We start from the raw sequence: 26,401 nt of genomic DNA, 5'->3' as shown, positions 1-26,401 counted from the left end.
CTTATTCTCTCCCGGCGCGGTGGCTTTAGTTCTTCTCAAAGCCACCGTTCTCATCTTTATTTAGTCTAAAGTACAGTCATAATGCCGCTCGCAACATTTTAACTAAAGGTTTGAAACAGGTAGGAATCAATTTAAATACGGTGGGGCACACCGAAATTCACGCTTGCGGACAGACCGATCTCTACTCAATGGTGGCAGCATCAATGAGCAAATCGACTGGCTGATTCAAGAATCCCTGTGCCTTCAGGTCAGGGAGTGTCAACAAGAAGAGATATGTCGCAGAAATCTGAAATGTTGCACCATTCTCGCTTAACAGGCAAGATGACTGTTCCACAAGAAAATTCACTCTGGATATTAAAAACTATATCTCAAGGGTATTGACAAAGTTTATTAACTATGTATTTAAGTATCAATTTTCTTTGAAAGTAGGTAGTGACCAGGAATTTCTTGATGGTGCCCGCCACGTGATTTATCCGTGGAATCAATCGAAAATCGAAAATCCTCAAGCCCCCGCATTTATCTCGCGCAAGTCAATCGAAAATCGAAAATCGAAAATCGAAAATCGATGGACCCGATCGCCCTTGAGTCCGATATAGTGATATAATTCAGACTATAATATCAAATTGATATAAATGCTTGAATTATCAGCCCTTGGGCTGCTACAGTTGCAACCCCTGCACGGCTATCGGCTAAAGCAACAACTGGAGCTGTTTATGAGCAGTTGCATCAGCGTCAACTACGGAGCAATTTACCCACTCCTGAAGCGCTTGGAAGAGCGAGGGGAGATTTCGGTAATAGCCGAAGAAGCCGGAGATGCGGGCTGTCCGCGCAAAATCTACGGAATTACCCCCAAAGGGCGCGAACTGTGGCGGCAAAAAATGCTCGAACACCCTCAAGAAAGCTGGGTTAACAGTGGTTCCCGGTTCCAAATCAAGTTTTTCTTTTTTGGCGACTTAGAACCCGCAGAACGGCTGAAGCTATTGGAACACCGCTTGCGAGCCTGTTACACCCGTCAAGACTACATCGAAAGCCTCAAGAGCGAATATCCACTAACCGATGACTATCAATTCGCCTCTCGCGATCGCTGCAAGTCAGTGCTGGCGTCAGAGATAGAGTGGTTAACCGAGCAACTAGCCAAGGAAAAAAGGGCGATCGCCAGACTTTGTGACTCCCCAACCTCCCCTGAATCCGCCGACTCCCAGGAAAAATCCTTCCAACTCACCCACTCAGGTGAGTCATAAGAATGATGTGCAATCTTCCCTGCCATCGTAAATTTTGAGAAATAACAAGAAGCTTTCCTAAAAATAATCACCCCCTGGCTTGGCTAACTGTGATGAGACTAAAGCCCTGCACATACTCCAACCTCATTAAAAAGAGACTTTCCCGATTCCATCATCTTTAAAATCCCTTGTCCTTATTCCCCCATGTTTGAGAGGAACGCCGGAAAATCAAAGATTTCGCCCAAGTCTCAGTCAGAAGTTAAAAAAATCTAAGTGGTGCTGCCAATGAGTTATTCTAAATCCCCAGAATCCGTCGTTGAAGCTGAAAAGCAAAAATCTCCCACACCGGAACTGCACCCAACTGATGCAGACAGCGATCGACCGCAGGATTCTGCTACCGTTGCCGATCGCCCCGAAGCTGTTGCTAAACCGGAACTGCACCGAACCGATGCAGACAGCGATCGACCAGAGGATTTTCCCGCCGTTGCCGATCGCCCCCAGCCTGGTAAACCGCGATCGCGCTGGCCCCTAATTGCCGCGATCGCGATCGCCACAGGCGCAGCAGGTTTCGGCTGGTACTCGTGGCAATCGGGCCAGAATCGCCCACAGCAACCGGCAGCAGCAGCCCAACCCCCAGCCATACCAGTCAAGCTCGCAGCCGTAAAAACCAGCTCAGTCGAAGATGCTTCCGAATTTGTTAGCAGCTTAGAAGCCAAGCGTTCGGTACAAATCAAACCCGAAACAGAAGGGCTAGTCACAGAGATTTTTGTCAAATCCGGCGACTTCATAAACAAAGGGCAAGCCATCGCCAGGATGAAAAGCGACAGCGCCCAAGCTGACTTGAGGCAATCCCAAGCCAACCTGATCCGCGCTCAATCCCACTTAGCCGAATTGCAAGCAGGAGCCCGGCCCGAAGAAATCGCCCAAGCTCAAGCCCAAGTCGCCCAAGCCCAAGCCAACCTCGCCCAACTGCGATCGGGCTCTCGGCCAGAAGAAATTGGTCAAGCCCAAGCCCGCGTTAGCCAAGCTGAAGCCGACCTCGCCGATGCCGAAACAGGTAGCCTCTTAGAAGAAATCGCCCAAGCAAGAGCGCAAATAGAAGCAAGCACAGCCGAAGCAAAGTTAGCCAGCCAGCAGCTTGCCAGATATCAGGCCTTGGCAAAAGAAGGCGCCGAATCCGCGAACACCCTTGAGCAATACACCCAAAAAGAAGGCAGCGCCAAAGCCAACCTCCGAGAAGCTCAAAGGCGGTTTGAGCAGCGACAAAAGAACAGACAAGCCGAGATCGATCGCCGGACAGCAGCCTTGCAACAGCAGCGGCAAGCTTTGCGGCAATTGCAAAACGGTTCGCGCCCAGAGGAAATAGCCAAAGCCGAAGCAGAAGTCGCACAAGCCAAGAGCAGATTAGCGCAGTTAGCAAACGGTACGCGCCAAGAACAGCTCGATCAAGCTGAAGCGCAAGTTGCCGAGGCAGCCGCTCAAGTGCGCGGCTTTGAAGTACAACTACAAGAAACTGCGGTCATCGCGCCCTTCACGGGAGTCATCGGCGACATACCAGTGAAAGTAGGTGATTACTTGCAAAAAGGTGATGCGATCGCCACCCTGACAGAGAACCAATTGCTAGACTTGCGGTTATCAATTCCTTTGGAACGGCAGCCTCAATTACGCTTAGGGCTGCCAGTACAAATGCTCGATGCTCAAGGTAAGGCGATCGCCCAAGGTCAAATCAGTTTTATCTCCCCAAACGTCAGCGCCAATTCCCAAACAATTTTAGCTAAAGCCACCTTTCCCAACCCCACCGGCGAACTGCTTAATCTCCAGTTTGTCAAAGCTAAAGTCATCTGGAAACAGAACCCCGGAATTTTAGTTCCAGTCACAGCAGTCACTCGCTTAGGTGGGCAAACTTTTGTCTTCACAGCTCAAAAGCCGGAACAGTCTAAACCTGGCACACCACCTTTAATAGCACGGCAAAAGCCCGTGAAATTGGGAACCATTGAAGGAAATAATTATCAAGTTATCGAAGGTTTGAAAGCCGGGGAAAACATTGTTACCGCAGGCATTCTCAACTTAACCGACGGCGCTCCCATTATGGCTCAAGAGGCAGGGAGATCGGCAGGAGAAGAGCAAGAAAAAAAGTTACCAGTAGCCAGCAAAAATTAAGATATGTAGTTGCAATTGAGCGCTTTTAATATGCTTATTAAGAGCGCTCAATTGCAACTAAATCCCTAAATGCACAAATACTTGATTGCTCAGCTATTAGCTCCCCGCTAACCCTTCAAAAGGGGGCTATTTTAAATTTTTACTGAAGTGTAATTACCCGTTAGCCATCCGCAACTACCCATTACCCAAATAATGTTTGCAGATTTCTTTATTAAACGACCAGTCTTTGCTAGCGTCTGCGCCTTAATTATTATCTTAGTAGGCGCAATTAGCATTCCGACGCTGCCGATCGAGCGCTTCCCCGACATCAGCCCCACCCAAATTAACGTCACAGCAAACTATAGCGGTGCTAATGCTGAAGTTGTCGAAAATGCGGTAACAAACATCCTAGAAAGGCAAATCAACGGCATTGAAGGACTGAAATATCTAACTTCCAGTAGCACTAACAGTGGCACTAGCACCATTACAGCCACCTTTGATACTTCCCGCGACAAAGATATTGCCGCCGTCGATGTGCAAAATCGAGTTGCAGTCGCTCAACCACAACTCCCAGATGCCGTACAACGCACAGGAGTTACAGTTACCAAACAATCTAACAGCCTGCTGCTGGCTATAGGATTATTTACCGAAAATAAAGAATACGATACCATATTTTTAAGCAACTACGCCGACCTCTATTTAGCCGATACTTTAAAGAGAGTAAAAGGCGTGGGCGACGTGCGAATTTTTGGGGAAAGACGCTATGCTATGCGCCTGTGGATCGACCCCAATAAATTAGCTGCTCGTAATCTAACAATGCAAGATGTAACAAGAGCAATTAATGAACAAAACTTGCAAGTTGGAGTAGGAAGAATTGGTCAAGAACCCGCCCCAGAAGGGCAAATGTATCAGATTGATTTGAGTGCAGAAAGTCGTCTCAAAAGCCCCACAGAATTTGAAGAAATTGTTATTAAAAGCGAAACAAATGGAACTTTAGTTAAGTTAAAAGATGTCGGTAGAGCAGAATTAGGAGCAGAAAATTATAACTCTTTCCTGCGATTTCGAGGTAATGACGCGGTGGGTTTAGGGATTTACCAATTGCCAGGAAGTAATGCTCTAAATGTTGCCAACGCCGTCAAAGCAGAAATGGCAAAATTAGCTAAAAACTTCCCTCCGGGGGTGATACATAGAACAGCACTAGATACGACTCAATTTGTCCAAGAGTCAATGGCAGAAGTAGTCAAAACTCTTTTTGAAGCAGTCTTGCTAGTGGTGATAGTTATTTTTGTTTTCCTGCAAGATTGGCGCACTACGATTATTCCCACCATCACAATTCCCATTTCCTTGATTGGGACATTTGCCTTTATCAAAGCTTTCGGATTTACGATTAACAGTTTGTCTCTATTTGGTCTTACCTTAGCAACAGGTTTAGTGGTTGATGACGCTATCATCGTAGTCGAAAATATTGACCGTTTAGTCCGCCAAGGTATGAATGCCCGCCAAGCAGCTTCCGAGTCAATGCGGGAACTTTTTAGTGCTGTAATTGCCACTTCCTTAGTATTGATGGCCGTGTTCGTACCCGTGGCATTTTTCCCAGGGACAACGGGAGCACTCTATAAACAATTTGCCTTAACAATTGCTTTTTCCGTGCTGCTTTCTACCTTTATGGCGGTTACTCTTACTCCCTCACTTGCCGCTATATTACTGCGCCCAGGTAAGAAGTTTGGCGGCCCGTTGGGTTGGGTGTTTAACCGGATTAATATTTTTCTGGATTGGATGCAAAAGAAATATAGAGAGTCCTTAATATTCTTAACACGATTTAAAACCATTGTTACCCTGTTGTTTATCGCTTCTCTGGGATTCACCGCTTGGCTTTATTTAGCAGTACCAACAGCATTTATCCCAGAGGAAGACCAGGGCTATTTTCTGACAATTATTCAAGGGCCTCAAGGCGTTTCGCTGCAATACACCCAGCAGGTGATGGACGGAGTTGAACAAGAAATCCTCAAAGTTCCTGAAGTTGTGGGGACTTTTTCTGTAGGTGGCTTTGGTTTTAGTGGTAATAGTTCCAACCAGGGGATTATATTTACTACCCTTAAACCCTGGAAAGAAAGGAAAGGTGAAGATCAAACCGTACAGGCGATTATTGGTAAATTGCGGGGTAAGTTTTTCGCGATTCCAGAAGCTAGAATTTTCCCGGTGAATCCGCCTGCTATTCAAGGTTTAGGTCAATTTGGAGGCTTCCAATTTCAATTGCAAGACCGTAAAGGTAACAGCGGTTTAGATTCTCTAGTTCAGGCGATGGGCGGGATGTTGAAGCAGGCGAATCAGACGCCCGGATTGCAGGCGGTATTTAGTACGTTTGCTGCGAATACGCCTCAGTTACTTGTGGAAGTTGACCGCAATCGAGCTAAGGCTTTAGATATTCCCATTAATGATGTTTTTAGTACGTTACAAACGGCTCTGGGTTCTCAGTATGTGAATGATTTTAATCTGCAGCAGCGCAATTATCGGGTGTATGTTCAGGCGGATAAACAGTTTCGTGATAATCCTGAAGATATTGGGAAATTGTATGTCCGCTCTGGAAAGAATGAAATGATTTCTTTGAGCAATTTGGTGAAGATTACTCCGGTGGTGGGAGCGCAAACTGTTAACCACTACAATTTATATAGGTCAATTGAAATTAGTGGCTCTCCGGCTCCGGGAGCGAGTTCTGGACAGGCGATAAAATCGATGGAAAGGGTGTCGGCTGAAGTTTTGCCATCGGGTTTTGGGTATGAATGGTCGGGGAGTTCTTTAGAAGAAATTGAGTCTGGGGGTCAAGCACCAATTATTTTTGGTTTGGGACTGATTTTTGTGTTCTTGGTTTTGGCGGCTCAGTACGAAAATTATGTCGATCCTTTCATTATTTTGCTATCGGTACCTCTGGCGATTTTAGGTGCTCTTTTAGCTCAGTCTGTGCGGGGTTTGGCGAATGATGTTTATTGCCAGATTGGTTTGGTGATGTTGATTGGATTGGCTAGTAAAAATGCGATTTTAATCGTGGAGTTTGCGAACCAGTTACGGGAGCGAGGATATTCAATTGCTAAGGCAGCAGTGGAGGCTTCTCAAGAGCGTTTACGACCGATTTTGATGACTTCTTTATCATTTATTTTGGGGATTGCTCCTCTAATTAACCCGGAAGGTGCGGGGGCGGCAAGTCGTAGATCGCTAGGGAATGCGATCGCGGGGGGAATGGTGGTTTCTACTGTCTTGAGTTTGTTTATGGTGCCGGTTCTGTATGTGGTGGTTGTCTCGGCTCGCGATCGCTTTAAGAAGCGCGATCGCCCGCAAAATCCGCCCGAAGATGGCACAATTCTGAACGGCAAAACAACTCCCCAGGAGGAGATTGAACGCGATAAAGTATCGCCGTTGTAGTTGGTAAGTTGAAAAGGCGATCGTTTTGTGAGTCTCATTGGTGCGATCGCCCAAAATCGGCAAATCCCGCATCACAACCCCCAAAGTCCCCAGATTAGTTCCGGGATCAATTCTTCAATCCAAAATCCAAAATCGAAAATCCAAAATGGATTGACGGCGGCCCCCATCTGCGGCTACGCTTTGAAGTTAGAGGTTGCTTGCTTGTAGAGGAGGCAGCCCGCGTCGCCCGAAAATCTAGTTGCACTGCCCAAAGCTGTTGGTAGCAGCAATGGACAGCTAACCGCCAAACTGAGAGTAGCAGTCTGGAGGCTAACGGAAGATTCTAACATCGTCTGTAGCCGCCCTGTTATATGTTGAAATGCGGGGCGGCTGGGTTTTTGGGTTTTCCTAGAAAACCCAAAACCAGGAGAACATAATATGTCACAGGAATTCTTACCTGACGACAACAAGTCCGATCGCCCAAATGACGACTCAGCAGCAGTATGCGAACAGGAAGTGGTGCTGTTAACGGTTGTCGGTTCGCCCAAAGGTGTCAGGGAAACCATACTCACTTTGTACCGGCTGGGATTTGCAGAAGTGGGCGATTGGAGTCCCGTACAACGTGCGGCTAATCCGAAGCAGGTGATGAGCGTGCTGATCCGTCGTTCGCGGGCTAACAGTACACCGCTGAGAAAATCTGGACGGTAAGCTGCGTTGTCATTTTGATTGAAGCGAAGAATCTTCGTGGGGTGGGCGTCTCGCCCGCCCTAAAAATACAATTACTTACTGGGCGTTGATATTGGATTTTAGGGTAAAAGTAAGAGACTTGCGATCGCGGGCAACAATTTACTGCAAGCTTCTACCAACGTCGCCGCACTAGGTAAACCAGCAATAGTCCCTTTCAAAATTTTCATTGCCGTTTTCCCCGCCTTTTGCATTGTACTTTCTTGGGGATTTTTCCCTACTTCTGCCAAAGTTTTTACCTGCTCCAATGCTTCAGCTTTATCATCATCAGATAAATCAGTTTCAGCTTCGATCGCTGTTTGTAACTCAGTCAATAATTCTTTGATTCCCGGTTCATCTGGTTTAGCAGAATCAGATAATTGATTAATTGTATTGGCAACAGTACCGCTGATATCACCTAAACTTAAGGCTCCTGCACCACTAGCGTTAACGGTTCCGCCTGTAATTTCTATTTTGCGACTTTGGTCGATTTGGTCACTCATAGCTTTACTCACTGATCTAGATTTCACTTCATTAATAAACTTAACATTAACAGGTGGCGGAGTCAACAATTTTACAAATTCATTCAGATTTAAATTTTGAGTATATCCTGCTTTCACGAAGTCTTCAAATACATCATTATAATGTTTTTGAATGGCAATAATTTCATCTTTAGATTTTAATTGTTCGGCTCGGATTTGAGCTTCTAGCTTTGCTTGATAAACTTCGTCCCACATTTGCTCAACTTTACCCTTATCCGTTCCTTCGGGAACTTTGAGAGTCAGCAAAACATCGTTTTCTTTCTTCTCAACTCCTTGAATTGACTCCGGTGTAATGTCTGGAAATTCTCGCATTAACTTCTGAAAAGCGGCGGTAAAAGCTTCGGGGTTAAGCCCATCTTTGATCAGGATTTGCACTGTTTCCATAATCTTTTTATAGAGTTTCTCGAAATCCCCCGGTTCAAAACATTTACTGATGTGGTGAGGGCGGCGTTCGCGATCGTCAGTTCCCGGTTGGGGATATTCTAGAAGATAAACAAACCGACAGTCAACGCGATCGAGCTTTGTATTACCGTCAATATTCCAAGCTTCCAAACAAGCACCTGTAAAACTAGCTGCTGTAAAATCTGTTGCCAAGGCTTGAGTGTCAGTGAGGTTTGCCGATTCCAAATTAGCTTGATGCAAAGTTGCTTCGTTGAGATTAGCCTGCTTGAGATTGGCCTCGTTGAGATTAACACCTATCAGGTTTGCTCCTTGGAGATTTGCACTAACATAGGATTTTTTGTAGCCATTGCCGGTGATGAGTAATTCTCGGACGCGGGTATCAGCTAATATCGAATTACCGACTCGCGCGCGATCGAGTTTTTCTGTATTGCGGAAGCAAGTGCGAGTGAGATTGGCTGTTCTAAAATCTGTACTTTTGAGCGTTGCCTCAGTGAAATTGGCATCAGTTAGATCGGCATTCCGAAAGCTAGTGCCACCTGTCGCCGCAAAGGCAATGACAATGGTGCGAATCAAGGCCTCTTTCTCATCCCCAGCCAGAACCCGCCAAGCACTGTAAATACCTAGTCCTGCAACTGCCCCTGCCCCTGCCACTGCCCCTGCCACTGCCCCTGCCCCTGCAACTGCCCCTGCCACTGCCACTAAACCTGCAACTGCCCCTGCCCCTGCCCCTGCCACTAAACCTGCAACTGCCCCTGCCCCTGCAACTACCCCTGCCCCTGCCCCTGCCCCTGCCACTGCCCCTGCCCCTGCCCCTGCCCCTGCCCCTGCAACTGCCACTGCAACTACTCCTGCCACTGACCCTGCAACTGCCCCTGCCACTAAAGCTGCCACCAAACCTTGGCGCAGGGTAACAATAAAGAAGATTGCCAAAACTATCACCAATAAGACACCTGGAATCAAGGTGTAGAGTTTGATGTTATCTGGAGTGAAAAACAATGTTACCCAACCAGTAGTCAAGCCTGACATTAATCCCGATATTGCCGATAAAAATAGCGAGATAGTTACTATAAAAATTGTCCAGTGAGGTTGCAGTCCAGCTTTGGCACCGGTGAAGTCAGCTTCTCTGAGGATGGCATTGGTGAAGTTTGCGCCTCGGATGTCTGCACCGATAAATTTTGCACCTGTGAGGTTTTGACCTTTGAAATTGTGGCCTCGGAGATTTTTACCGGAGAAGTCTTTGGGCATGATTTCACGCAGGGAGATAATATTATGTGCGGTCAATTAATGACGACTACAGTGCAAGCTTCTAGCTCGCGAGCCTTACCCTCTTACTACACAATCATTATTAGCGATTACCGAACCTAATACGATAACTATTTAATAAAAACTAAAACAAGCCCAAATATCCTCTTGGGTAAGATAGGGACAATCATCTAAGATTTCTTCATAACTCATCCCAGAAGCGAGATATTCCAACACATCATAAACCGTAATTGTCATACCTCGAATACAAGGTTTACCACCTCGTTTACCAGTTCGATCGTGATGATATTAGCGATGTCTTGTTCTGACATGGAATTTTTCCTTTAGCTACTGTTTTCAACTTTAGCTTAACAAAGGGATAGAGCGCTCCTAACGTTTGGTAGTTTCCAGCATTTTATTAGTTCCTTTGATTTCCTAATTCACTTTAACTCAATCCCCGCACAGCCAGCACTCCCCTCAAGTCCCATCCGGGGCGTGCCCGGAGTCTTTTTAGGTATCTTTTCGCCGATCGCCCCCCATCGTGCAATAATGATATGACTTGCACAAAAGCTCTATTAGTAGGTAAATCTTGCCTACATTACCGCTACATATAGCGTCTCAACTGTCAACCCGTGCAAGTTCCCAATTAAACCGGCTGTTGCACTACACAAATTTTTCCTAATGGCTGAAGTCCCCCTAAATCCCGCAGAACTTGCAGAAGCCCTCAACGGCTTTACCGATATCAATTTCCAATTGCCAGACCCCGAAGACGAACAACTACCAGACTTTGATTTTGAAAATCAGGTTGACAATGCCTGGAAAGTGTGCGATCGCTTCGACTTGCAAACCGACATTTGGCGGGGACGCATTCTCCGAACAGTTAGAGACAGAGAAAAAAAAGGTGGCGAAGGACGCGGCACTGGCTTTTTGAACTGGCTCAAAGAACGAGAAATTGGCAAAAGTCAAGCCTATTCTTTGATAGAATTAGCTAATAGTGCCGACACTCTGATCCAGCAAGGAGATTTAGACCCAAATTCCATTAGAAACTTCAGCAAAAGAGCCTTTGTAGAAACCGCCAAAGCATCTCCCGAAGTGCAGCAAATGGTAACAGATGCCGCAGCAAGTGGCGATCGCATCACCCGCCGCGAAGTCAAACAACTCTCCGACGAATGGATGGCAATGAACTCAGATTTATTGCCAGAAGAAGTCAAAGAAAAAGCATCTAGCGGTTCTTTACCTTCCCGCTACCTCGCTCCTTTAGTCAAAGAAATGGAGAAACTCTCCCCATCTCACCAAAGCGAAATTCAAAAAGAAGTAGCAGAAAATCCCGACGTAGATACTGTCAAACAGCTAACATCCGACGCCAAGAACTTATCAAAATATCTCGACGCTGCCGCCCAAGTGCAAGCTCTCAATCAGTCTCACTTAGACATGGAAATGGCCTTAGAAGAATCTTTGCGAGTAGGCTGTTTGGGAACCACCGCCGACGTTGTAAAACAAGCCGCACAGCTAGAACAAACAGTAGTCAAACTCTACACAATTTGGAAGCGTTTAGGCAGTTTGGCAGATAGATTGTACGTGGATACAGGAGCAAGCACACCGAATTTGCGGTTGCTTTTGGGATGCTTGGACAGTCTTTCGGGAGAAAAGATTGAAGTGGATTTCGGGGATGGAGAACGCTCTATTCGCTTGCAAATTTTCAGCGAATAGCTCAACCTTGACCGCAGATAAACGCCAACATCCAGGCTCATTATCTGCGTTGATTCCTGTTCATCTGCGGTTAAAACTTCTGGGTTTTTTCCACAGATATCAGGGATACAAATAACGCCGATATTTGGTAAATAGTTCTTTTTCCAACAGCACCACGCTAATCCAAAAACAAACTTCTGTCGCAACAGCCAGAACGACAGATAAAGTATTTTTTTGGGTCATGTCCAGCGGCAGGAAGGGAACAACAAATAAGACTGCCAACCACGGTAGAAAAGATACGATAAATAAAAATAAACCGAGTTTTTGCATAGATTCACATAATACAGCTTTGATATCTCCTTTATATCTTAGTCTAGTTAAAGTGAACTTCGTTTGTATAGTAGCGATTTCAATCGCCGAGTGATATCAAATCCGGTAGCATCGGAATTAATATTACCCGAAATCAGGACACGGCAGTGCCGTTTCCCTACAATGAATCCGGGTAGGGAAACGGCACTGCCGTGTCCTCTATATCATTCCGGTGTTACCGGAATTTATATGACTACAAATTCACACTTTTTACCCATGTCAGCAACAGGCAAGATGCCTGTTCCACAAATACTAAATGTTCTTGTGGAACAGGCATCTTGCCTGTTCTAGAGAATGGTTCAACAAATGACTACAAACTTAATTGCCAAGCATTTCCACCTCAATTCTTAATCCCCGTCGCCGCAATCCCTCGTATAAACTGGCGCTGACCGGCCAAAAACAGCAATACCACCGGCACAGTTCCAATTACCACCGCCGCCATCAACAACTGCCAACTGCTAGTAAACTGTTCCTGAAACTCAGCCAGAACCAACTGCACAGTCCGCAACTCCGGCCGCGTCGTAAACACCAGTGGCTTAAACAAATCGTTCCACTCCCCGATAAAGGTAAACAAAAACAGCGTCACTAAAGCTGGGCGGGCCAAAGGCAACATCACCTGCCACAAAACCTGCCAGCGGTTAGCCCCATCCAGCATTGCCGCCTCCTCCAACTCCACGGGAACAGTCATAAAATACTGGCGCAGCAAAAAAATCCCAAAACCGTTAGCCGCCGTCGGCAAAATCAGCGCCCCGTAAGTATTCAGCAGATGGCCCCACTTCAAAACCACGAAAATCGGAATCACCAAAAGCTGAAACGGAATTACCAGCGTCGCCAAAACCCCCAAAACTACGGCCTGTCGCCCCCGAAACTTCAGTCTGGCCAAAGCATAACCGGCCAAAGCAGAAGTCACCACCTGAAAACCCGTCACTGCGATCGCCACTAGAGTAGAATTAAGGAATGCCAACAAAAAATTCCCCCGTCGCCAAGCCTCCTGATAGTTCGCAAAAGTCAGACCTGTGGTCTTGACACCGACACTAGATGGTGATAAAGAAACCAAAAATACAGCAGCCAGTGGCAGCAGCACCAGCGCAGCACCCGCCAGCAAGCAAATAAAACTCAGCAGTTCCAGCGCTTGAGACCTGTCAAAAGATTTACCCATAAATTTGTGAATTAACCTAAAATAATAAGCCTGTGAGGTTCTCCAACCCGATCGCATCCCAGATTCCCATACAACAACATAATAGTCGTAGAAGGAAAGAAGGAGTACCTAGGGAGGAAGTTGTGATTAGGATATAATGTTATAGATAGAGTTGGTACTGTAAAACCCTGAAAGGTGGAGACATAGACCGTATTTCTATCATCTATTTCCGGGCAAAAGATCGACTAACGACTAATTCAAGTAATTAGTAAATAGATAGCATTCTAGCGATAGTCTTTCTGGAGTGTTTGACGGCAAAAGTCCGGCAAACACGCTGAGGACGCCAGTTTTTCCCGGAACGTCAAAGAAAAGTTCTTTGTCGAAAGAACCCTCAGCTATAATCTCTGATTTAGATGGGGTGCGTTCAAAAAAGGTAAAGTGCACTGTCACTCACCCCCAATTTAAAAGGGGTTTCCAAACATCCCACAAGCTTATATGAGGAGACTACATATCTATGCCCCAGCTTGAGGCCAGCCCAACAATTGACTTTCAAACCGAAACTTACAAAGATGCTTACAGCCGCATCAACGCCATTGTGATTGAAGGCGAACAAGAAGCTCACGACAATTACCTGACACTGGCCGAACTGTTGGCTGACAAAAAAGCAGAGTTAGTTGGCTTGTCCAAGATGGAGAACCGCCACATGAAAGGCTTCCAAGCTTGTGGCCGGAATCTTAAAGTCACGCCGGACATGGCATTTGCCAAGCAGTTCTTTTCGGAGTTGCACAAAAACTTCCAGACGGCCGCGGCCCAAGGTCAGATTGTAACTTGCTTGTTGATTCAATCGCTAATTATCGAGTGTTTTGCGATCGCAGCTTACAACATCTACATCCCCGTCGCCGATGACTTTGCTCGCAAAATCACCGAAGGCGTCGTCAAAGAAGAATACACCCACCTCAACTTTGGGGAAGTCTGGCTGCAAGCTCACTTTGAGGAATCCAAAGCCGAACTCGAAGCCGCCAACCGCCAAAACCTGCCCATCATCTGGAGACTGCTAAACTCTGTCGCAGACGATGCCCGCGTTTTGGGAATGGAAAAAGACGCTTTAATCGAAGACTTTATGATTGCCTACGGCGAAGCCCTAGGCAACATAGGCTTTAACAGCCGCGATATCATGCGGATGTCAGCACAAGGCCTCGCAGCCTAGTTAATTCGGAAATAAGGAATGGGAAAAAAATTAAAAATTAAAAATAAAAAATGGGATACCTCATTTTAAAATATACATTTTTAATCTTCCCATCTTCCCATCTTCCCATCTTCCCATCTTCAATCTTCCTTCATTTGACAACTTAATGTTTGGTCTAATCGGTCACTTAACCAGCTTAGAACACGCCCAATCAGTAGCTAACGAGCTGGGCTATCCAGAATATGCCGATCAAGGTCTCGATTTTTGGTGCAGCGCACCGCCCCAAATAGTTGATCAGATCACGGTAACAAGCATCACTGGACAAAAAATAGAAGGCCGCTATGTGGAATCCTGTTTTTTGCCAGAAATGCTAGCCACTCGCCGGATTAAAGCAGCTACTCGCAAAATCCTTAATGCGATGGCACACGCTCAAAAAAACGGGATTAACATCACTGCTTTAGGCGGCTTTTCTTCGATCATTTTTGAGACTTTCAACTTGCAGCAAATTAAGCAAATTCGCAATCTCAAGTTGGAGTTTGAACGCTTCACCACTGGTAACACTCACACGGCTTACATCCTCTGCCGCCAAGTAGAAGAAGCAGCCCCTAAATTGGGGATTGAACTTTCAAAAGCCACGGTAGCCGTTTGTGGTGCTACTGGCGATATTGGCAGTGCTGTGTGTCGCTGGCTCAATGTTAAAACAAATGTAGCAGAATTGTTGCTCATTGCCCGCGACAAAGAACGATTGCAAGATTTGCAATCGGAATTGGGGCGAGGCAAAATTATGGACTTGGAAGAAGCCCTCCCCCAAGCCGATATTGTAGTGTGGGTAGCCAGTATGCCCAAGGGAGTAGAAATTGACCCTAAGACATTGAAGCAACCCTGTTTATTGATTGACGGTGGCTATCCGAAAAATCTGGCAACTCAGGTTCAGCATCCAGAAATTTACGTACTCAATGGCGGCATTGTGGAGCATTCCCTCGATATTGAGTGGAAAATTATGAAGATTGTCAATATGGATGTACCGGGCCGACAGTTGTTTGCCTGTTTTGCTGAATCAATGCTGCTGGAATTTGAAAAAATGTATACCAATTTTTCTTGGGGACGGAATCAAATTACTGTAGAAAAGATGGAGCAAATAGGTCATATTTCTGTCAAGCACGGTTTCAGACCTTTAATGTCATTTTGATGTGATTTGTTGTAGTTATTGGTTATTGAGGAAAGTTTTTCTGATAATAACCAGTAACTTTTTTTATAAAGTTAATAGTTAATTTTTAACAGTTAACTATTAACATGAGATCAGCTCGCAAAACCCGAATAAAAGTAGTTTGTAGTTCGGAACAAGCGGATGTGATTGGTGGCAAGAGTTTTTCTTTAATTCTTCTGATATTTTAATTTTGGCGACCAAAGGTAATATAGAAACGGCTGTTACAGCTTCCGAAGGGGTGAGTTCGATCGCGCTGGTGTCACTTTTTGGACTTGAGAACAGTTCAGCAGGGTTAGGTCTTTTGTGGCGATGGGGAACCCAGGAGCGCGGGGAAATAGGGCCGTAAAAATCAGAAGTAAGCAAAAATAGTGTAGCAAAAAACGAGGCTCAAGTCTCTGGTTCTCAACAAGCTTAGTAAGCCAAGCATAATTCAAAATTTAAAATTTCCAAATATCCTCTCTTTTTCAGCATCCCCTGACAGGGTAGGATCTGGAAATAGTCGATCGACAAAACCTGACAAAACCTTATAGAAATTATCAGCGTGCCAAACCCAGACCGTAAACCCTTACTCTTAGATTTTGAAAAGCCCCTGGCCGAACTCGAAACCCGAATTCACCAGATTCGCGAACTCGCCGCAGAAAACAGCGTCGATGTCACCGACGAAATTCGCAAACTCGAAGCTCGCTCAGCCCAACTGCGACAAGAAATTTTCAGCAGCTTGTCCCCCATGCAGCGGCTGCAACTCGCCCGTCACCCGCGCCGCCCCAGCACCCTCGATTACATTCAGGCAATTAGCGACGAATGGATCGAGCTTCACGGCGATCGGCGCGGCGGAGACGACCCGGCCCTCGTCGGCGGAATTGCCCGCATAGACGGGCGTCCCACAGTCATCATTGGCCATCAAAAAGGGCGCGACACAAAAGACAATATCGCCCGCAACTTCGGCATGGCTGCTCCCGGTGGCTATCGCAAAGCCCTGCGGTTGATGGAACACGCCGATCGCTTCGGAATGCCAATTTTCACCTTTATCGACACTCCGGGGGCTTGGGCGGGCTTAGAAGCAGAACAGCTCGGACAGGGAGAGGCGATCGCCTGCAACCTCCGAGAAATGTTTCGCCTCGACGTTCCCATTATTTGCACCGTCATCGGCGAAGGCGGTTCCGGCGGTGCTTTGGGTATCGGTGTCGGCGAGCGGCTGTTGATGCTGGAACATTCCGTCTACACCGTCGCCACCCCCGAAGCTTGTGCCGCCATTCTCTGGAAAGACTCTGGCAAAGCTAACTTGGCTGCAGAAGCCCTGAAAATCACTTCCTGGGACTTGAAAAACCTCGGCATTCTCGATCAAATAGTACCAGAGCCGATCGGCGGCGCTCACTCGAATCCCCTCAAAGCTGCGTCCATACTCAAACAAGCTTTGTTAGAAAACTTAGCAGAACTAACCCAGCTTACGGGTCAGCAGCGACGCGAGCTCCGGTATCAAAAGTTTCGCCACATCGGTGTATTCACTGAAATTGCGGCTTGAGCCGATCGATTCAGCGCTGTGAGTTATAGGTTAAAAATCTCTTACTTTAAACTCATAATTCACAGCTCATTATTCTGCGGATCTGTCAGCAGTGTTATAATTTCTCAGGTGACACGGCTTAACAGTTCTTAATGTTCATCTCATAATTAACTGTTATCACCCGCAGCAGACAGTTGTCTAATTTGCCGAAGAAGGCTGCAACGCTGTAGGGAGTTGCCGAGCGAAAGTATTAGGACACTGAATGAACCATCCAACAACAAAGCAGGCTCTGATTACCGGAGCCAGCAGCGGTATTGGCAAAGCGACGGCTCTAGCGTTCGCCGCCGAGGGCATAAATCTGGCCTTAGTTAGCCGAGAGTCGGAAAACTTAGAAGCCGTTGCCGCCGCAGCCCGAGCAGTCGGAGTGAAAGCAGAAGCTTATCCCTTAGACTTGGCAAAAATTGAGCAAGTGCAAAGCAGCATCAGCGCGATCGCAGCTCAATTGGGTTCCGTAGATATCCTGGTCAACAGCGCTGGTATGGGCTATACCGGCTCTTTGACGGAAACGCCGCTAGCCGAGTGGCAGAGCGTTCTAGACCTCAATCTAACTAGCGTTTGGCAGTGCATTTTAGGAGTTTTGCCCTCCATGCGCGATCGCCGATCTGGAATCATCATCAACGTTTCCTCGATCGCCGGCACCCAAGCCTTCCCCAACTGGGGAGCCTACTGCGTCAGCAAATTCGGTCTCATGGCTTTGTCTAAAACCTTAGCCGCCGAAGAACGGGCTCACGGAATTCGCGTAACAGCAATCTGTCCGGGTTCTGTCAACACTCCCCTGTGGGACACAGACACCGTAGACGCCGACTTCGATCGCACCGCCATGTTAACCCCAGAAATCGTCGCCCAATCAATTCTGCACGCAGTTCAGTTGCCAGCGAGTGCAGTAATTGAAGAAATCACACTCATGTCCAACGCAGGAGTTTTGTGAACTTGAGATTTTAGACTGCTGGATTTTTCTCGAATTCAACAATCTTTGAATCTCTAGCTATATCCCCCAATCAAAAATCGATTCACCCTCACACCAACTTGTTATGACAATTGCATCTTCCACCGATTCCAATGGCTCGAACTCTCTCTCGACTGACAGCATGAAACTGTTACAAACCGCAGATAATAACTCCCCGCGCATCCCAACTCGACCCGATCGCAATTCCTCGCACGGTCAAGAATCCAGCGTGCCCAAACCCTCAGAAGTAGGCCAAGAAGAAATGATGGAGGCCGTTCGCACAATGCTGCTGGGAGTAGGAGAAGACCCCGAACGCGAAGGATTGCTCAAAACCCCAAAACGGGTAGCAGAAGCAATGCGGTTTCTCACCAGTGGTTACAGTCAATCCCTAGAAGAACTCCTCAACGGCGCTATCTTTGACGAAGGCCACAACGAAATGGTACTGGTACGAGACATCAGCGTATTCAGTATGTGCGAACACCATATGCTGCCGTTTATGGGTAGAGTTCATGTCGCTTACATTCCCAATCAAAAAGTAGTGGGATTGAGTAAATTAGCCCGAATTGCTGAGATGTACAGCCGCCGATTGCAGGTGCAAGAACGTTTGACGCGCCAAATTGCTGAAGCAGTTCAGACAATATTGGAACCGCAGGGAGTAGCTGTAGTAATGGAAGCCAGCCATATGTGCATGACGATGCGGGGCGTGCAAAAACCTGGTGCTTGGACAGTTACGAGTGCGATGTTGGGCGTGTTTCAAGAAGAACAGAAAACTCGCGAAGAATTCCTGAATTTGATCCGCCACCAACCGGCATTCTTTTAGTCAGTTGACAGTTGACAGTTGACAGTTGGCAGTTGGCATTTGGCAGTTAACAGTAATTAGTAAGTTGGGTTGAGAGACGAAACCCAACTTAATCTATCAAGCAAGGCTAGCTAAGGACAGCCAACAGTCAGCAGCCAACAGTCAACAGTCAACAGTCAATAGCCAGAGTAAAAGCTCTGGAAGCAATTCCATAATCTAAAATCTAAAATCTAAAATCTAAAATCTAAAATCAGATGACGATCGACTGAGAAACCCATAAAATAGACGGGTGACTTATGACTTGTGACTAAATGAATCCTATTAAATTCGGAACAGATGGCTGGCGCGGCATCATTGCTGACGATTTTACATTCGATCGCGTAGCGTTAGTCGCTCCCCTAGCGGCACAAGTTCTCGCACAAACTGGTGGTAGCGATGGCAGCAGCGGTACCGTAATTGTCGGTCACGACCGCCGATTTCTGGCTGAAGAATTTGCCAAAACAGCGGCTATTGCCATCCAAAACGCAGGATTTGACGTGCTGCTTAGCGAATCCTACGCCCCCACTCCAGCTTTCAGTTTAGCTGCCAAACAATTAAATGCTTTGGGTGCGATCGTCCTGACAGCCAGCCACAATCCAGGTGCATATTTAGGGTTAAAAGTCAAGGGCGGATTTGGCGGTTCAGTTTCGCCCGAAGTTACTCAACAGATAGAAGCAAAACTCGAAAATCCGGCGGCACTTTCAGCAACTCCCGGCAAATTGGAGAATTTCAATCCTTGGCCGGCTTACTGCAAAACCTTGCGGGAAATGGTAGATATTGAGGCGATTAAAGAAGCGATCGCCAGCGGCAAAATTACAGTATTTGTAGATGTAATGCACGGTGCCGCCGCCGGAGGATTAGCTCAAATTTTAGAAGAAACGGTACATGAAGTCAACAGCGATCGAGATCCGCTGTTTGGCGGCGGTGCACCGGAACCTTTGCCGCGCTACCTGTCGCAGTTATTTCGGGTGATGCGTACTCACCAGCGAAAAAGTTCTGGTTTGTCCATCGGATTTGTATTTGACGGAGATAGCGATCGAATTGCAGCAGTTGACTCTAGCGGCAACTTTCTCAGTTCACAAATCCTCGTTCCCATATTAATCGAACATTTAGCAAAACGGCGCGGCTTGACCGGGGAAGTCATCAAAACAGTCAGCGGTTCAGACATAATTCCCAAAATTGCCAAGCTGTACAACTTGCCATTATTTGAAACGCCGATCGGTTACAAGTATATAGCCGATCGAATGTTAACCACCCAAGTCTTAGTCGGCGGCGAAGAATCGGGAGGAATTGGCTACGGTACGCACATTCCCGAACGAGATGCTTTGCTGGCAGCGCTGTACTTGTTAGAAGCAGTTGTCAAATCCGGGGAAGACTTAAGCGAAATTTACACCCGACTGCAACAAGAAACCAGCTTTACTTCAGCTTATGACAGAATCGACTTGCACTTAGCCAACATGGAAGAAAGGTCGCGTTTGCTGTCGCTGCTGCAAAATAAACCCTTAACAGAAATCGCCGGCAAAGGAGTTGTAGATTGCAACAAAGTTGACGGATATAAATTCCGTTTAGCCGACGGAAGTTGGCTGTTAATTCGGTTTAGCGGAACCGAACCAGTGTTGCGGCTGTACTCAGAAGCGGCGACATTGAAAGAAGTTATGCAAAACTTAAACTGGGCGAAAGCTTGGGCGCATAATTAATCGGAGTTTTCAACCGCAGATAAACGCAGATGAACGCGGATGACTCGATCTCCAATCTCTCTTTCTCTGCGTCCTCTGCGCCCTCTGCGGTAAAAAAAATCTTACTCACCAATGAAATACTATTGCTATATCAGATAAATTTTAGGATAAAAGCAAATGGCTTACAGCGATTTCAGCCTTGCGAGAGTAAAAAAAGATTTTGGATTAACCTTAGATGAAAGTCGCAATTTATTTGCCGACACAAAACCAGTTTCACCATCAGAAATTTTAACAACAATCCTGATTGATTATGTACCGCTAGCAACTTTTATTTCCACAGAAAAAGCTCGCTCAGAATTTTTGATTGCCCCGATTTTAGCCGAAGTTAGGCGATTGTTAAACAAACGAGTTTCTCTTTTTTCCGGTAAGGATTTTACTGTCGATCCAGAAAGAGGTTTGCAAGGATTTTGTGATTATATTATTAGCGGTTCTTCAGAACAATTGTTTATCAGTGCTCCGGTTATAACAATTTTTGAGGCAAAAAAGGAAGATATCATTGGCGGTTTGGGTCAATGCGTAGCGGCAATGGTAGCGGCCCAATGTTTCAATCAAAACCAAGATAGTGAGGTCGATCGCATTTACGGCGCGGTGACGACGGGTACTAACTGGAAATTCTTGATTTTGGATGAAACTACTGTTTATATCGATCCGATTGAATACTATATTCAAGATGTTGATAAGATTTTGGGAATTTTGTTGCAACCATTTCCCCAATATTTTGTTAATATGGAGCCATAAGTTTTAAGAGAAATAATGACCGATCGCAAATTGCTAGTTGTAGCTACGGGCAATCCGGGTAAACTCAAGGAAATGCAAGTTTATCTTCAGGATTTGGGATGGGAATTGGAACTCAAACCGGAAGAGTTGGAAATCGAGGAAACAGGCGAAACTTTTATTGCTAATGCTTGCTTGAAGGCGTCTGAAGTCGCAAAAGCCACGGGCAAATGGTCGATCGCGGATGATTCTGGTTTAATGGTAGACGCACTCGACGGCCAACCTGGGATTTACTCCGCACGCTACGGCAAAACCGATGCTGACAGGATATCTCGACTTCTCAAAGAATTGGGTAGCGAACAAAACCGGGAAGCACAATTTGTTTGCGCGATCGCGATCGCCCGTCCCGACGGTACAATTGCCTTGCAAGTAGAAGGAATTTGCCGCGGCGAAATCCTCCACACTCCTCGCGGTACGGGAGGTTTCGGATATGACCCCATTTTCTACGTACCCGCACAGCAACAGACGTTTGCAGAAATGACACCGGATATCAAGCGATCGCACTCTCACCGAGGCCGAGCCTTCCACGCTCTAATACCACAAATGGGGTCATTAGTCATTAGTCATTAGTCATTAGTCATTAGTCATTAATTATTGGTTATTGGTGATTAGTACCAATTATCCATGCCCAATGCCCAATGCCCAATGCCCAATGCCCAATGCCCAATGCCCAATGCCCCAGTATCTTAGATTGCCTCCAAGTTCTTTTCCCCAGTCCGAATCCTAATAATTTGTTCTACAGGAGAGATGAAAATCTTGCCGTCGCCAATCTCGCCCGTGCGGGAAGCCGCGATAATTTTATCAACCACCATGTCAACCTGATCGTTTTCCACAACAATCTCCACCTTGAGCTTTTGCAAGAACTCAACGGTGTACTCAGAACCGCGATAGCGTTCTGTCATGCCCTTCTGACGGCCAAAACCTCTAACTTCAGAAACAGTCATCCCCACAATACCAGCATTGACGAGTGCGATTTTCACTTCGTCTAGTTTAAAGGGGCGAATAATAGCTTCAACCTTTTTCAAGTTTTTCACTCCTAACAGTTAGTACCTTCGTTATATTACTTAATCGGCGTGACATCTTTTAATATCACTGCCAACAGCAAGTATTTTGTCAAGTATATTACCCTATCTTGTACTCGCGATGAAATGCAGGCCAACCTTTAACAATCTTCTTGGATTTTTCGGGGGCGCGGGCTCTCGGTTCCGGCTGATCGCGGTAGAGTTAAGAAGACTGCAGCAGCCGTCCCCCGCCGATCTGCTAAAACAGAAAAAGACCCCAGGAGACAGGAGTTTTCCGAGTTTCCGCTTTCCTATGTGAGATTTGCACGTATTGCTGAAAACTATAATTGCCAGAGGCGGTCAGTTAAACTATTCCTATGCACCCAGCCAGCCCTCCCCCTGACCGCAGCGGGCTTGATGCCCTACTGAGAAATCGCCCCTTCCTCGCCTTGTGGACGGGCCAGTTATTGGCCCAAGTGGCGGATAAAATCTTTTACGTATTGCTGATTATTCTGCTGAAAACAGGCGACTACCGACCCTGGCCTGTTTCTTGGCAACATTCGGAAAATTCTATGCTGTCAGCGGTGATGATCGCCTACACCGTGCCGGCGATCGTCTTTGGTTCCGTAGCCGGTATCGTGGTAGACCGCTTTTCCAAAAAGCAAATGCTGATCGCGTGCAACGTGATTCGAGCCGCGTTGATTGTCGCTTTGCCGTTTTTGCCCAAAGCTTTTGTGGTTTTGTTGACGATGACGTTTTTGATCTCTACCGTAACGCAATTTTTTGCTCCTGCTGAAGCGGCAGCCGTCCCCCTGGCCGTGGGGCGAGAGGGACTGATGTCAGCAAATGCTCTGTTCGCCTCCTCTACAATGGGCGGGATTATTATCGGGATGACGATCGGCGAACCGCTGTTTAGTTGGGTTAAACACAGCTTCGGATCAGCTTCTCAAGAGTTTTTGCTGGGCGGGTTGTACCTGATATCAGCAGGTTTGATCTATGCTATGCAAATCAAAGAAGGTCATGCCGGCAGCAGTGGCAAAAACGTCCATCCTTGGCAAGATCTCAAGGAAGGTTTGCGTTATGTGAAACACAATCACCTTGTCAGCAACGCGATGGTGCAGTTGACGATTTTGTATTCCGTGTTTGCCGCGCTTCAGGTGCTGGCGATCGCGCTTTCAGGCAAAATAGGTCTCAAAGAAACTCAATTTGGTTTTTTGCTCGCTGCTGCGGGAATTGGAATGGTCTTCGGCGCAGCCTTTTTGGGACACTGGGGTCATCGAATGCACCACAAACCTCTGCCTTTAATCGGTTTCTTGATGATGGGTTTTGTATTAGCAATGTTTGCCTTTACTCGACAGTTATGGGTGGGATTCGGATTGAGCGCTCTGTTCGGTTTTGGTGCTTCCTTAATTAACGGCCCGATGCAAGCTCTGATTCAAGAAAAAACTCCAGAATCTATGCGGGGCAAAGTCTTTGGATTTGAAAACAATGCGATTAATATTGCTCTGAGCCTGCCTTTAGCGATTACTGGCCCGCTGACTGATGCTGTCAGCAAAGCAGTCGGCTCGGATGACCTCGGCTTGCGGATCGTGTTGCTGAGTTTGGGCTTTTTGGTCTCGGTGATGGGCATGGCAGCTTGGAAACATACTCGCAAAGTCTTGCAGGATGTTCTTTAAACTTTGCCAAGAAGGAAGAAGGAAGAAGGAAGAAGAAGGAAGAAGGAAGAACAGGGGATTGGCGTCAACTTAGGGTCAAATGTAGTACCGAGCTACTGTTTGACCGAAAGCATCCAGGATACAAGCCCCCGGATTCATTCCGAAAGCCGACTCAGAACCCAGAAATAAAAAACCTGTATCCGATGAAACTTGCCCCCCGAATTTATCCTTGGGGTCAATGCTAAAATCTAAAATCTAAAATCTAAAATCGATTGACGATGATTGTCCAGATCCCTTGAGAGTTGGGGGGAACCAGAGCATTCTCTTTAGTTTCCCTTCTTAACGGGAATGGGAGCGGGAGGGAGACTCGCGACTCAACAAAATTTATCAACGGTTTTAGGCTAGTGTTGACACCAATGGGAAGAGGGAAGAGGGCTTTCTTTTCGCGATCGATCCATAACATAGCAACCGCCCTGATGATTAGGACGTTCTTAATTGCTGAAACGATTGTTTTTCTTGTCGAATGCCGAATCACCAATGCTCTAAAAGCGTCATATCGTGGTAAACCGGCATGGAGACCGCGATTTCCTCTGTTTCTTTTCTTCCTCTGCTGTTCCACAATGTCTCGATCGCGCGAACCCTCTGCGATCGCGAAATCTTTTGTAAAATCTCACCACTTAAATTTTCCTAGTTTCATTAATTGAGATTAAAGTAGTATAAAAGCTTTCATTAAAAATCATAATTAGTTTAAGGAAGGAAATTCTGTGCAACTAAAAACTAAAGTGACCATCAGGCGTGCAACTGGTGGATTTGCTCTGATTGACAGCTTGATCCGCCACGGTGTCAAGCATATTTTTGGTTATCCCGGCGGTGCAATTCTGCCGCTTTATGACGAACTCTACCGTGCAGAAGAAACTGGCGCTATCAAACATATTCTGGTACGCCACGAGCAAGGTGCTGCTCACGCGGCCGACGGGTACGCCCGCGCTACCGGACAAGTTGGTGTTTGTTTTGCTACTTCGGGCCCCGGCGCAACTAATTTAGTGACGGGGATTGCGACGGCACACATGGATTCGATCCCGATGGTAATTATTACCGGTCAGGTTCCCCGGCCGGCGATCGGCACTGATGCGTTTCAGGAAACGGATATTTACGGGATTACCTTGCCAATTGTCAAGCATTCCTATGTAGTACGCGACCCGAGAGATATGGCGCGAATTGTGGCAGAAGCTTTCCACATCGCGAGTACAGGGCGGCCGGGGCCAGTCTTGGTTGACGTGCCCAAGGATGTGGGTTTAGAAGAATTTGACTATCTGCCCGTGGAACCTGGAGCAGTGAGAATTCCGGGCTATCGGCCGACGGTGAAGGGAAATCCTCGGCAAATTAATCAAGCAATCTATTTGCTGAAGGAAGCAAAGCGTCCTTTGCTTTATGTGGGGGGCGGGGCGATCGCGGCCGGGGCCCACGAGGAAATTAAGGAACTGGCGGAACTTTTCCAATTGCCGGTGACGACAACGCTGATGGGCAAAGGTTCCTTTGACGAAAACCATCCTTTGTCTGTGAAAATGCTGGGGATGCACGGCACTGCTTACGCTAATTTTGCCGTTACCGAGTGCGATTTGCTGATTGCTGTAGGGGCGCGGTTTGACGATCGCGTGACCGGCAAATTAGACGAGTTTGCCGCGCGGGCGAAGGTGATTCACATCGATATCGATCCGGCAGAAGTTGGCAAAAATCGCGGCCCTGACGTGCCGATTGTCGGAGATGTCCGCCAAGTTTTGATCGATTTGCTGCGTCGCTGTCGGGAGACTGGAGTTTCGGGGAAGGCTGGACAGACTGCGGACTGGCTGCACAGGATCGATCAGTGGAAACAGGACTATCCGTTAGTTGTGCCTCATTACCCAGACATTTTGTCTCCGCAAGAGGTGATTTCTCAGTTGGCTACTCAAGCGCCGGATGCTTACTACACAACAGATGTCGGTCAACATCAAATGTGGTCGGCTCAATTTTTGAACAACGGGCCGCGCCGCTGGATTTCGAGCGCTGGTTTGGGCACGATGGGTTACGGGGTGCCGGCTGCTATGGGCGCGAAAATGGCGCTACCCAATGAGCAAGTGATTTGTATTGCTGGCGATGCTAGCGTGCAAATGAATATTCAAGAGCTGGGAACGCTAGCACAATACGGCATTAATGTCAAGATTGTGATTGTAAATAATGGCTGGCAAGGCATGGTGCGGCAGTGGCAGCAGGCGTTCTACGGCGAGCGTTATTCGTCGTCGAATATGACTGTGGGAATGCCGGATTTTGTGATGCTGGCAGAAGCTTATGGCGTGAGAGGGATGCTGGTTTCGCGGCCGGAGGAACTCAAAGATGCGATCGCTCAAATGCTCGCTCACGACGGCCCGGTGCTGATGAACGTCAAGGTGACGAGGGACGAAAACTGCTATCCGATGGTAGTTCCAGGTAAGAGCAACGCTCAAATGGTTGGTTTGCCTGAACGTAGCAAGTTGCAATCTGCGGAGTTGATTTATTGTCCGAGTTGCGGCGCGAAGAATGTTTCGACCAATAAGTTTTGTCCTGAGTGCGGGACAAAAGTTTAACGAGTTTTGAGTGGGGACTTAGGCAGTGCCTATTAGT

General features: G+C 47.0%; 21 protein-coding genes and 1 pseudogene. 16 read left to right on the top strand and 6 right to left on the bottom strand.

Annotation, left to right across the window (positions count from 1 at the left end):
- Window positions 1–632: 632 nt before the first annotated feature.
- The 5 genes from QUA83_RS11470 (at window position 633) to QUA83_RS11450 (ending at window position 7,463) form a co-directional block, all read left to right on the top strand.
- Window positions 633–1,241, top strand: coding sequence for a PadR family transcriptional regulator (locus tag QUA83_RS11470; protein ID WP_333293288.1), 609 nt, complete (start codon window positions 633–635; stop codon window positions 1,239–1,241).
- 264 nt (window positions 1,242–1,505) lie between these two features.
- Window positions 1,506–3,380 carry an efflux RND transporter periplasmic adaptor subunit gene (locus tag QUA83_RS11465; protein WP_333293287.1) on the top strand — a complete coding sequence of 625 codons (1,875 nt, stop codon included), beginning with the start codon at window positions 1,506–1,508 and terminating at the stop codon, window positions 3,378–3,380.
- 192 nt (window positions 3,381–3,572) lie between these two features.
- Window positions 3,573–6,776 (top strand): efflux RND transporter permease subunit, encoded by a 3,204-nt coding sequence (locus tag QUA83_RS11460; RefSeq protein WP_333293286.1) that lies wholly within the window; start codon window positions 3,573–3,575, stop codon window positions 6,774–6,776.
- 27 nt (window positions 6,777–6,803) lie between these two features.
- The gene (locus tag QUA83_RS11455) at window positions 6,804–6,983 is read left to right on the top strand and encodes a hypothetical protein (RefSeq protein WP_333293285.1); all 180 of its coding nucleotides are present in this window, start codon (window positions 6,804–6,806) and stop codon (window positions 6,981–6,983) included.
- A gap of 210 nt (window positions 6,984–7,193) precedes the next feature.
- The gene (locus QUA83_RS11450; RefSeq protein ID WP_333293284.1) at window positions 7,194–7,463 is read left to right on the top strand and encodes a hypothetical protein; all 270 of its coding nucleotides are present in this window, start codon (window positions 7,194–7,196) and stop codon (window positions 7,461–7,463) included.
- 98 nt (window positions 7,464–7,561) lie between these two features.
- Here the strand turns inward: QUA83_RS11450 and QUA83_RS11445 are convergent, their stop codons facing one another.
- Window positions 7,562–9,667: a pentapeptide repeat-containing protein gene (locus QUA83_RS11445; RefSeq protein ID WP_333293283.1), complete on the bottom strand. Its 2,106-nt coding sequence runs from the start codon at window positions 9,665–9,667 to the stop codon at window positions 7,562–7,564.
- Between the two features lie 132 nt (window positions 9,668–9,799).
- Window positions 9,800–9,996, bottom strand: a pseudogene (locus tag QUA83_RS11440) (DUF433 domain-containing protein).
- 349 nt (window positions 9,997–10,345) lie between these two features.
- Here QUA83_RS11440 and QUA83_RS11435 point away from each other — a divergent pair.
- Window positions 10,346–11,374 (top strand): hypothetical protein, encoded by a 1,029-nt coding sequence (locus QUA83_RS11435; RefSeq protein WP_333293282.1) that lies wholly within the window; start codon window positions 10,346–10,348, stop codon window positions 11,372–11,374.
- A 99-nt stretch (window positions 11,375–11,473) separates the two neighbouring features.
- Here the strand turns inward: QUA83_RS11435 and QUA83_RS11430 are convergent, their stop codons facing one another.
- The 3 genes from QUA83_RS11430 to QUA83_RS11420 form a co-directional block, all read right to left on the bottom strand.
- A complete protein-coding gene (locus QUA83_RS11430; protein WP_333293281.1) occupies window positions 11,474–11,683 on the bottom strand; it encodes a transporter suffix domain-containing protein in 210 nt (69 codons plus the stop codon).
- A 379-nt stretch (window positions 11,684–12,062) separates the two neighbouring features.
- On the bottom strand, window positions 12,063–12,881 hold the full coding sequence (locus QUA83_RS11425) for a carbohydrate ABC transporter permease (RefSeq protein WP_333293280.1): 819 nt from the start codon (window positions 12,879–12,881) through the stop codon (window positions 12,063–12,065).
- A gap of 231 nt (window positions 12,882–13,112) precedes the next feature.
- A complete protein-coding gene (locus QUA83_RS11420) occupies window positions 13,113–13,304 on the bottom strand; it encodes a hypothetical protein (protein ID WP_333293279.1) in 192 nt (63 codons plus the stop codon).
- Between the two features lie 70 nt (window positions 13,305–13,374).
- On the opposite strand from QUA83_RS11420, the gene QUA83_RS11415 reads away from it, so the two are divergent.
- From QUA83_RS11415 to rdgB, 8 genes are all read left to right on the top strand, one after another.
- Entirely contained in the window at window positions 13,375–14,067 is a 693-nt protein-coding gene (locus QUA83_RS11415) for an aldehyde oxygenase (deformylating) (RefSeq protein WP_333293278.1), read from the top strand.
- Window positions 14,068–14,212: 145 nt separating this feature from the next.
- Entirely contained in the window at window positions 14,213–15,235 is a 1,023-nt protein-coding gene (locus QUA83_RS11410) for a long-chain acyl-[acyl-carrier-protein] reductase (protein WP_333035377.1), read from the top strand.
- Between the two features lie 559 nt (window positions 15,236–15,794).
- Window positions 15,795–16,775: an acetyl-CoA carboxylase carboxyl transferase subunit alpha gene (gene accA / locus QUA83_RS11405; protein ID WP_333238375.1), complete on the top strand. Its 981-nt coding sequence runs from the start codon at window positions 15,795–15,797 to the stop codon at window positions 16,773–16,775.
- Window positions 16,776–17,016: 241 nt separating this feature from the next.
- Entirely contained in the window at window positions 17,017–17,742 is a 726-nt protein-coding gene (locus QUA83_RS11400) for an SDR family oxidoreductase (RefSeq protein WP_333214385.1), read from the top strand.
- Window positions 17,743–17,845: 103 nt separating this feature from the next.
- A complete protein-coding gene (gene folE / locus QUA83_RS11395) occupies window positions 17,846–18,580 on the top strand; it encodes a GTP cyclohydrolase I FolE (RefSeq protein ID WP_333164827.1) in 735 nt (244 codons plus the stop codon).
- A gap of 290 nt (window positions 18,581–18,870) precedes the next feature.
- A complete protein-coding gene (locus QUA83_RS11390) occupies window positions 18,871–20,295 on the top strand; it encodes a phosphoglucomutase/phosphomannomutase family protein (protein ID WP_333293277.1) in 1,425 nt (474 codons plus the stop codon).
- A 156-nt stretch (window positions 20,296–20,451) separates the two neighbouring features.
- Window positions 20,452–21,072 carry a hypothetical protein gene (locus QUA83_RS11385; protein ID WP_333293276.1) on the top strand — a complete coding sequence of 207 codons (621 nt, stop codon included), beginning with the start codon at window positions 20,452–20,454 and terminating at the stop codon, window positions 21,070–21,072.
- A gap of 15 nt (window positions 21,073–21,087) precedes the next feature.
- Window positions 21,088–21,678: an RdgB/HAM1 family non-canonical purine NTP pyrophosphatase gene (rdgB, locus tag QUA83_RS11380; protein ID WP_333293275.1), complete on the top strand. Its 591-nt coding sequence runs from the start codon at window positions 21,088–21,090 to the stop codon at window positions 21,676–21,678.
- Window positions 21,679–21,794: 116 nt separating this feature from the next.
- Here rdgB and QUA83_RS11375 read toward each other — a convergent pair whose 3' ends face one another.
- The gene (locus QUA83_RS11375) at window positions 21,795–22,133 is read right to left on the bottom strand and encodes a P-II family nitrogen regulator (protein WP_006633346.1); all 339 of its coding nucleotides are present in this window, start codon (window positions 22,131–22,133) and stop codon (window positions 21,795–21,797) included.
- A 353-nt stretch (window positions 22,134–22,486) separates the two neighbouring features.
- Here QUA83_RS11375 and QUA83_RS11370 point away from each other — a divergent pair, with 353 nt between their 5' ends.
- Both QUA83_RS11370 and ilvB read left to right on the top strand, forming a co-directional pair.
- Window positions 22,487–23,785 (top strand): MFS transporter, encoded by a 1,299-nt coding sequence (locus QUA83_RS11370; RefSeq protein WP_333293274.1) that lies wholly within the window; start codon window positions 22,487–22,489, stop codon window positions 23,783–23,785.
- A 743-nt stretch (window positions 23,786–24,528) separates the two neighbouring features.
- Window positions 24,529–26,364 carry a biosynthetic-type acetolactate synthase large subunit gene (gene ilvB / locus QUA83_RS11365; RefSeq protein ID WP_333293273.1) on the top strand — a complete coding sequence of 612 codons (1,836 nt, stop codon included), beginning with the start codon at window positions 24,529–24,531 and terminating at the stop codon, window positions 26,362–26,364.
- The last annotated feature ends 37 nt before the right edge of the window (window positions 26,365–26,401 follow it).

Origin of the sequence: Microcoleus sp. K1-B1, from assembly GCF_036704705.1 — a bacterium.
Taxonomy (GTDB): Bacteria; Cyanobacteriota; Cyanobacteriia; order Cyanobacteriales; family Microcoleaceae; genus Microcoleus.
Note: the sequence above shows the minus strand (reverse complement) of the source record. Positions and strands in the feature narration are given on the sequence as shown.

Bases quoted from the DNA above. Each gene is read 5' to 3' on its own strand.
- QUA83_RS11470 (WP_333293288.1), top strand. From the start codon at position 633: ATGCTTGAATTATCAGCCCTTGGGCTGCTACAGTTGCAACCCCTGCAC.
- QUA83_RS11465 (WP_333293287.1), top strand. From the start codon at position 1,506: ATGAGTTATTCTAAATCCCCAGAATCCGTCGTTGAAGCTGAAAAGCAA.
- QUA83_RS11460 (WP_333293286.1), top strand. From the start codon at position 3,573: ATGTTTGCAGATTTCTTTATTAAACGACCAGTCTTTGCTAGCGTCTGC.
- QUA83_RS11450 (WP_333293284.1), top strand. From the start codon at position 7,194: ATGTCACAGGAATTCTTACCTGACGACAACAAGTCCGATCGCCCAAAT.
- QUA83_RS11445 (WP_333293283.1), bottom strand. From the start codon at position 9,667: ATGCCCAAAGACTTCTCCGGTAAAAATCTCCGAGGCCACAATTTCAAA.
- QUA83_RS11435 (WP_333293282.1), top strand. From the start codon at position 10,346: ATGGCTGAAGTCCCCCTAAATCCCGCAGAACTTGCAGAAGCCCTCAAC.
- QUA83_RS11430 (WP_333293281.1), bottom strand. From the start codon at position 11,683: ATGCAAAAACTCGGTTTATTTTTATTTATCGTATCTTTTCTACCGTGG.
- QUA83_RS11425 (WP_333293280.1), bottom strand. From the start codon at position 12,881: ATGGGTAAATCTTTTGACAGGTCTCAAGCGCTGGAACTGCTGAGTTTT.
- QUA83_RS11415 (WP_333293278.1), top strand. From the start codon at position 13,375: ATGCCCCAGCTTGAGGCCAGCCCAACAATTGACTTTCAAACCGAAACT.
- QUA83_RS11410 (WP_333035377.1), top strand. From the start codon at position 14,213: ATGTTTGGTCTAATCGGTCACTTAACCAGCTTAGAACACGCCCAATCA.
- QUA83_RS11400 (WP_333214385.1), top strand. From the start codon at position 17,017: ATGAACCATCCAACAACAAAGCAGGCTCTGATTACCGGAGCCAGCAGC.
- folE (WP_333164827.1), top strand. From the start codon at position 17,846: ATGACAATTGCATCTTCCACCGATTCCAATGGCTCGAACTCTCTCTCG.
- QUA83_RS11390 (WP_333293277.1), top strand. From the start codon at position 18,871: ATGAATCCTATTAAATTCGGAACAGATGGCTGGCGCGGCATCATTGCT.
- QUA83_RS11385 (WP_333293276.1), top strand. From the start codon at position 20,452: ATGGCTTACAGCGATTTCAGCCTTGCGAGAGTAAAAAAAGATTTTGGA.
- rdgB (WP_333293275.1), top strand. From the start codon at position 21,088: ATGACCGATCGCAAATTGCTAGTTGTAGCTACGGGCAATCCGGGTAAA.
- QUA83_RS11370 (WP_333293274.1), top strand. From the start codon at position 22,487: ATGCACCCAGCCAGCCCTCCCCCTGACCGCAGCGGGCTTGATGCCCTA.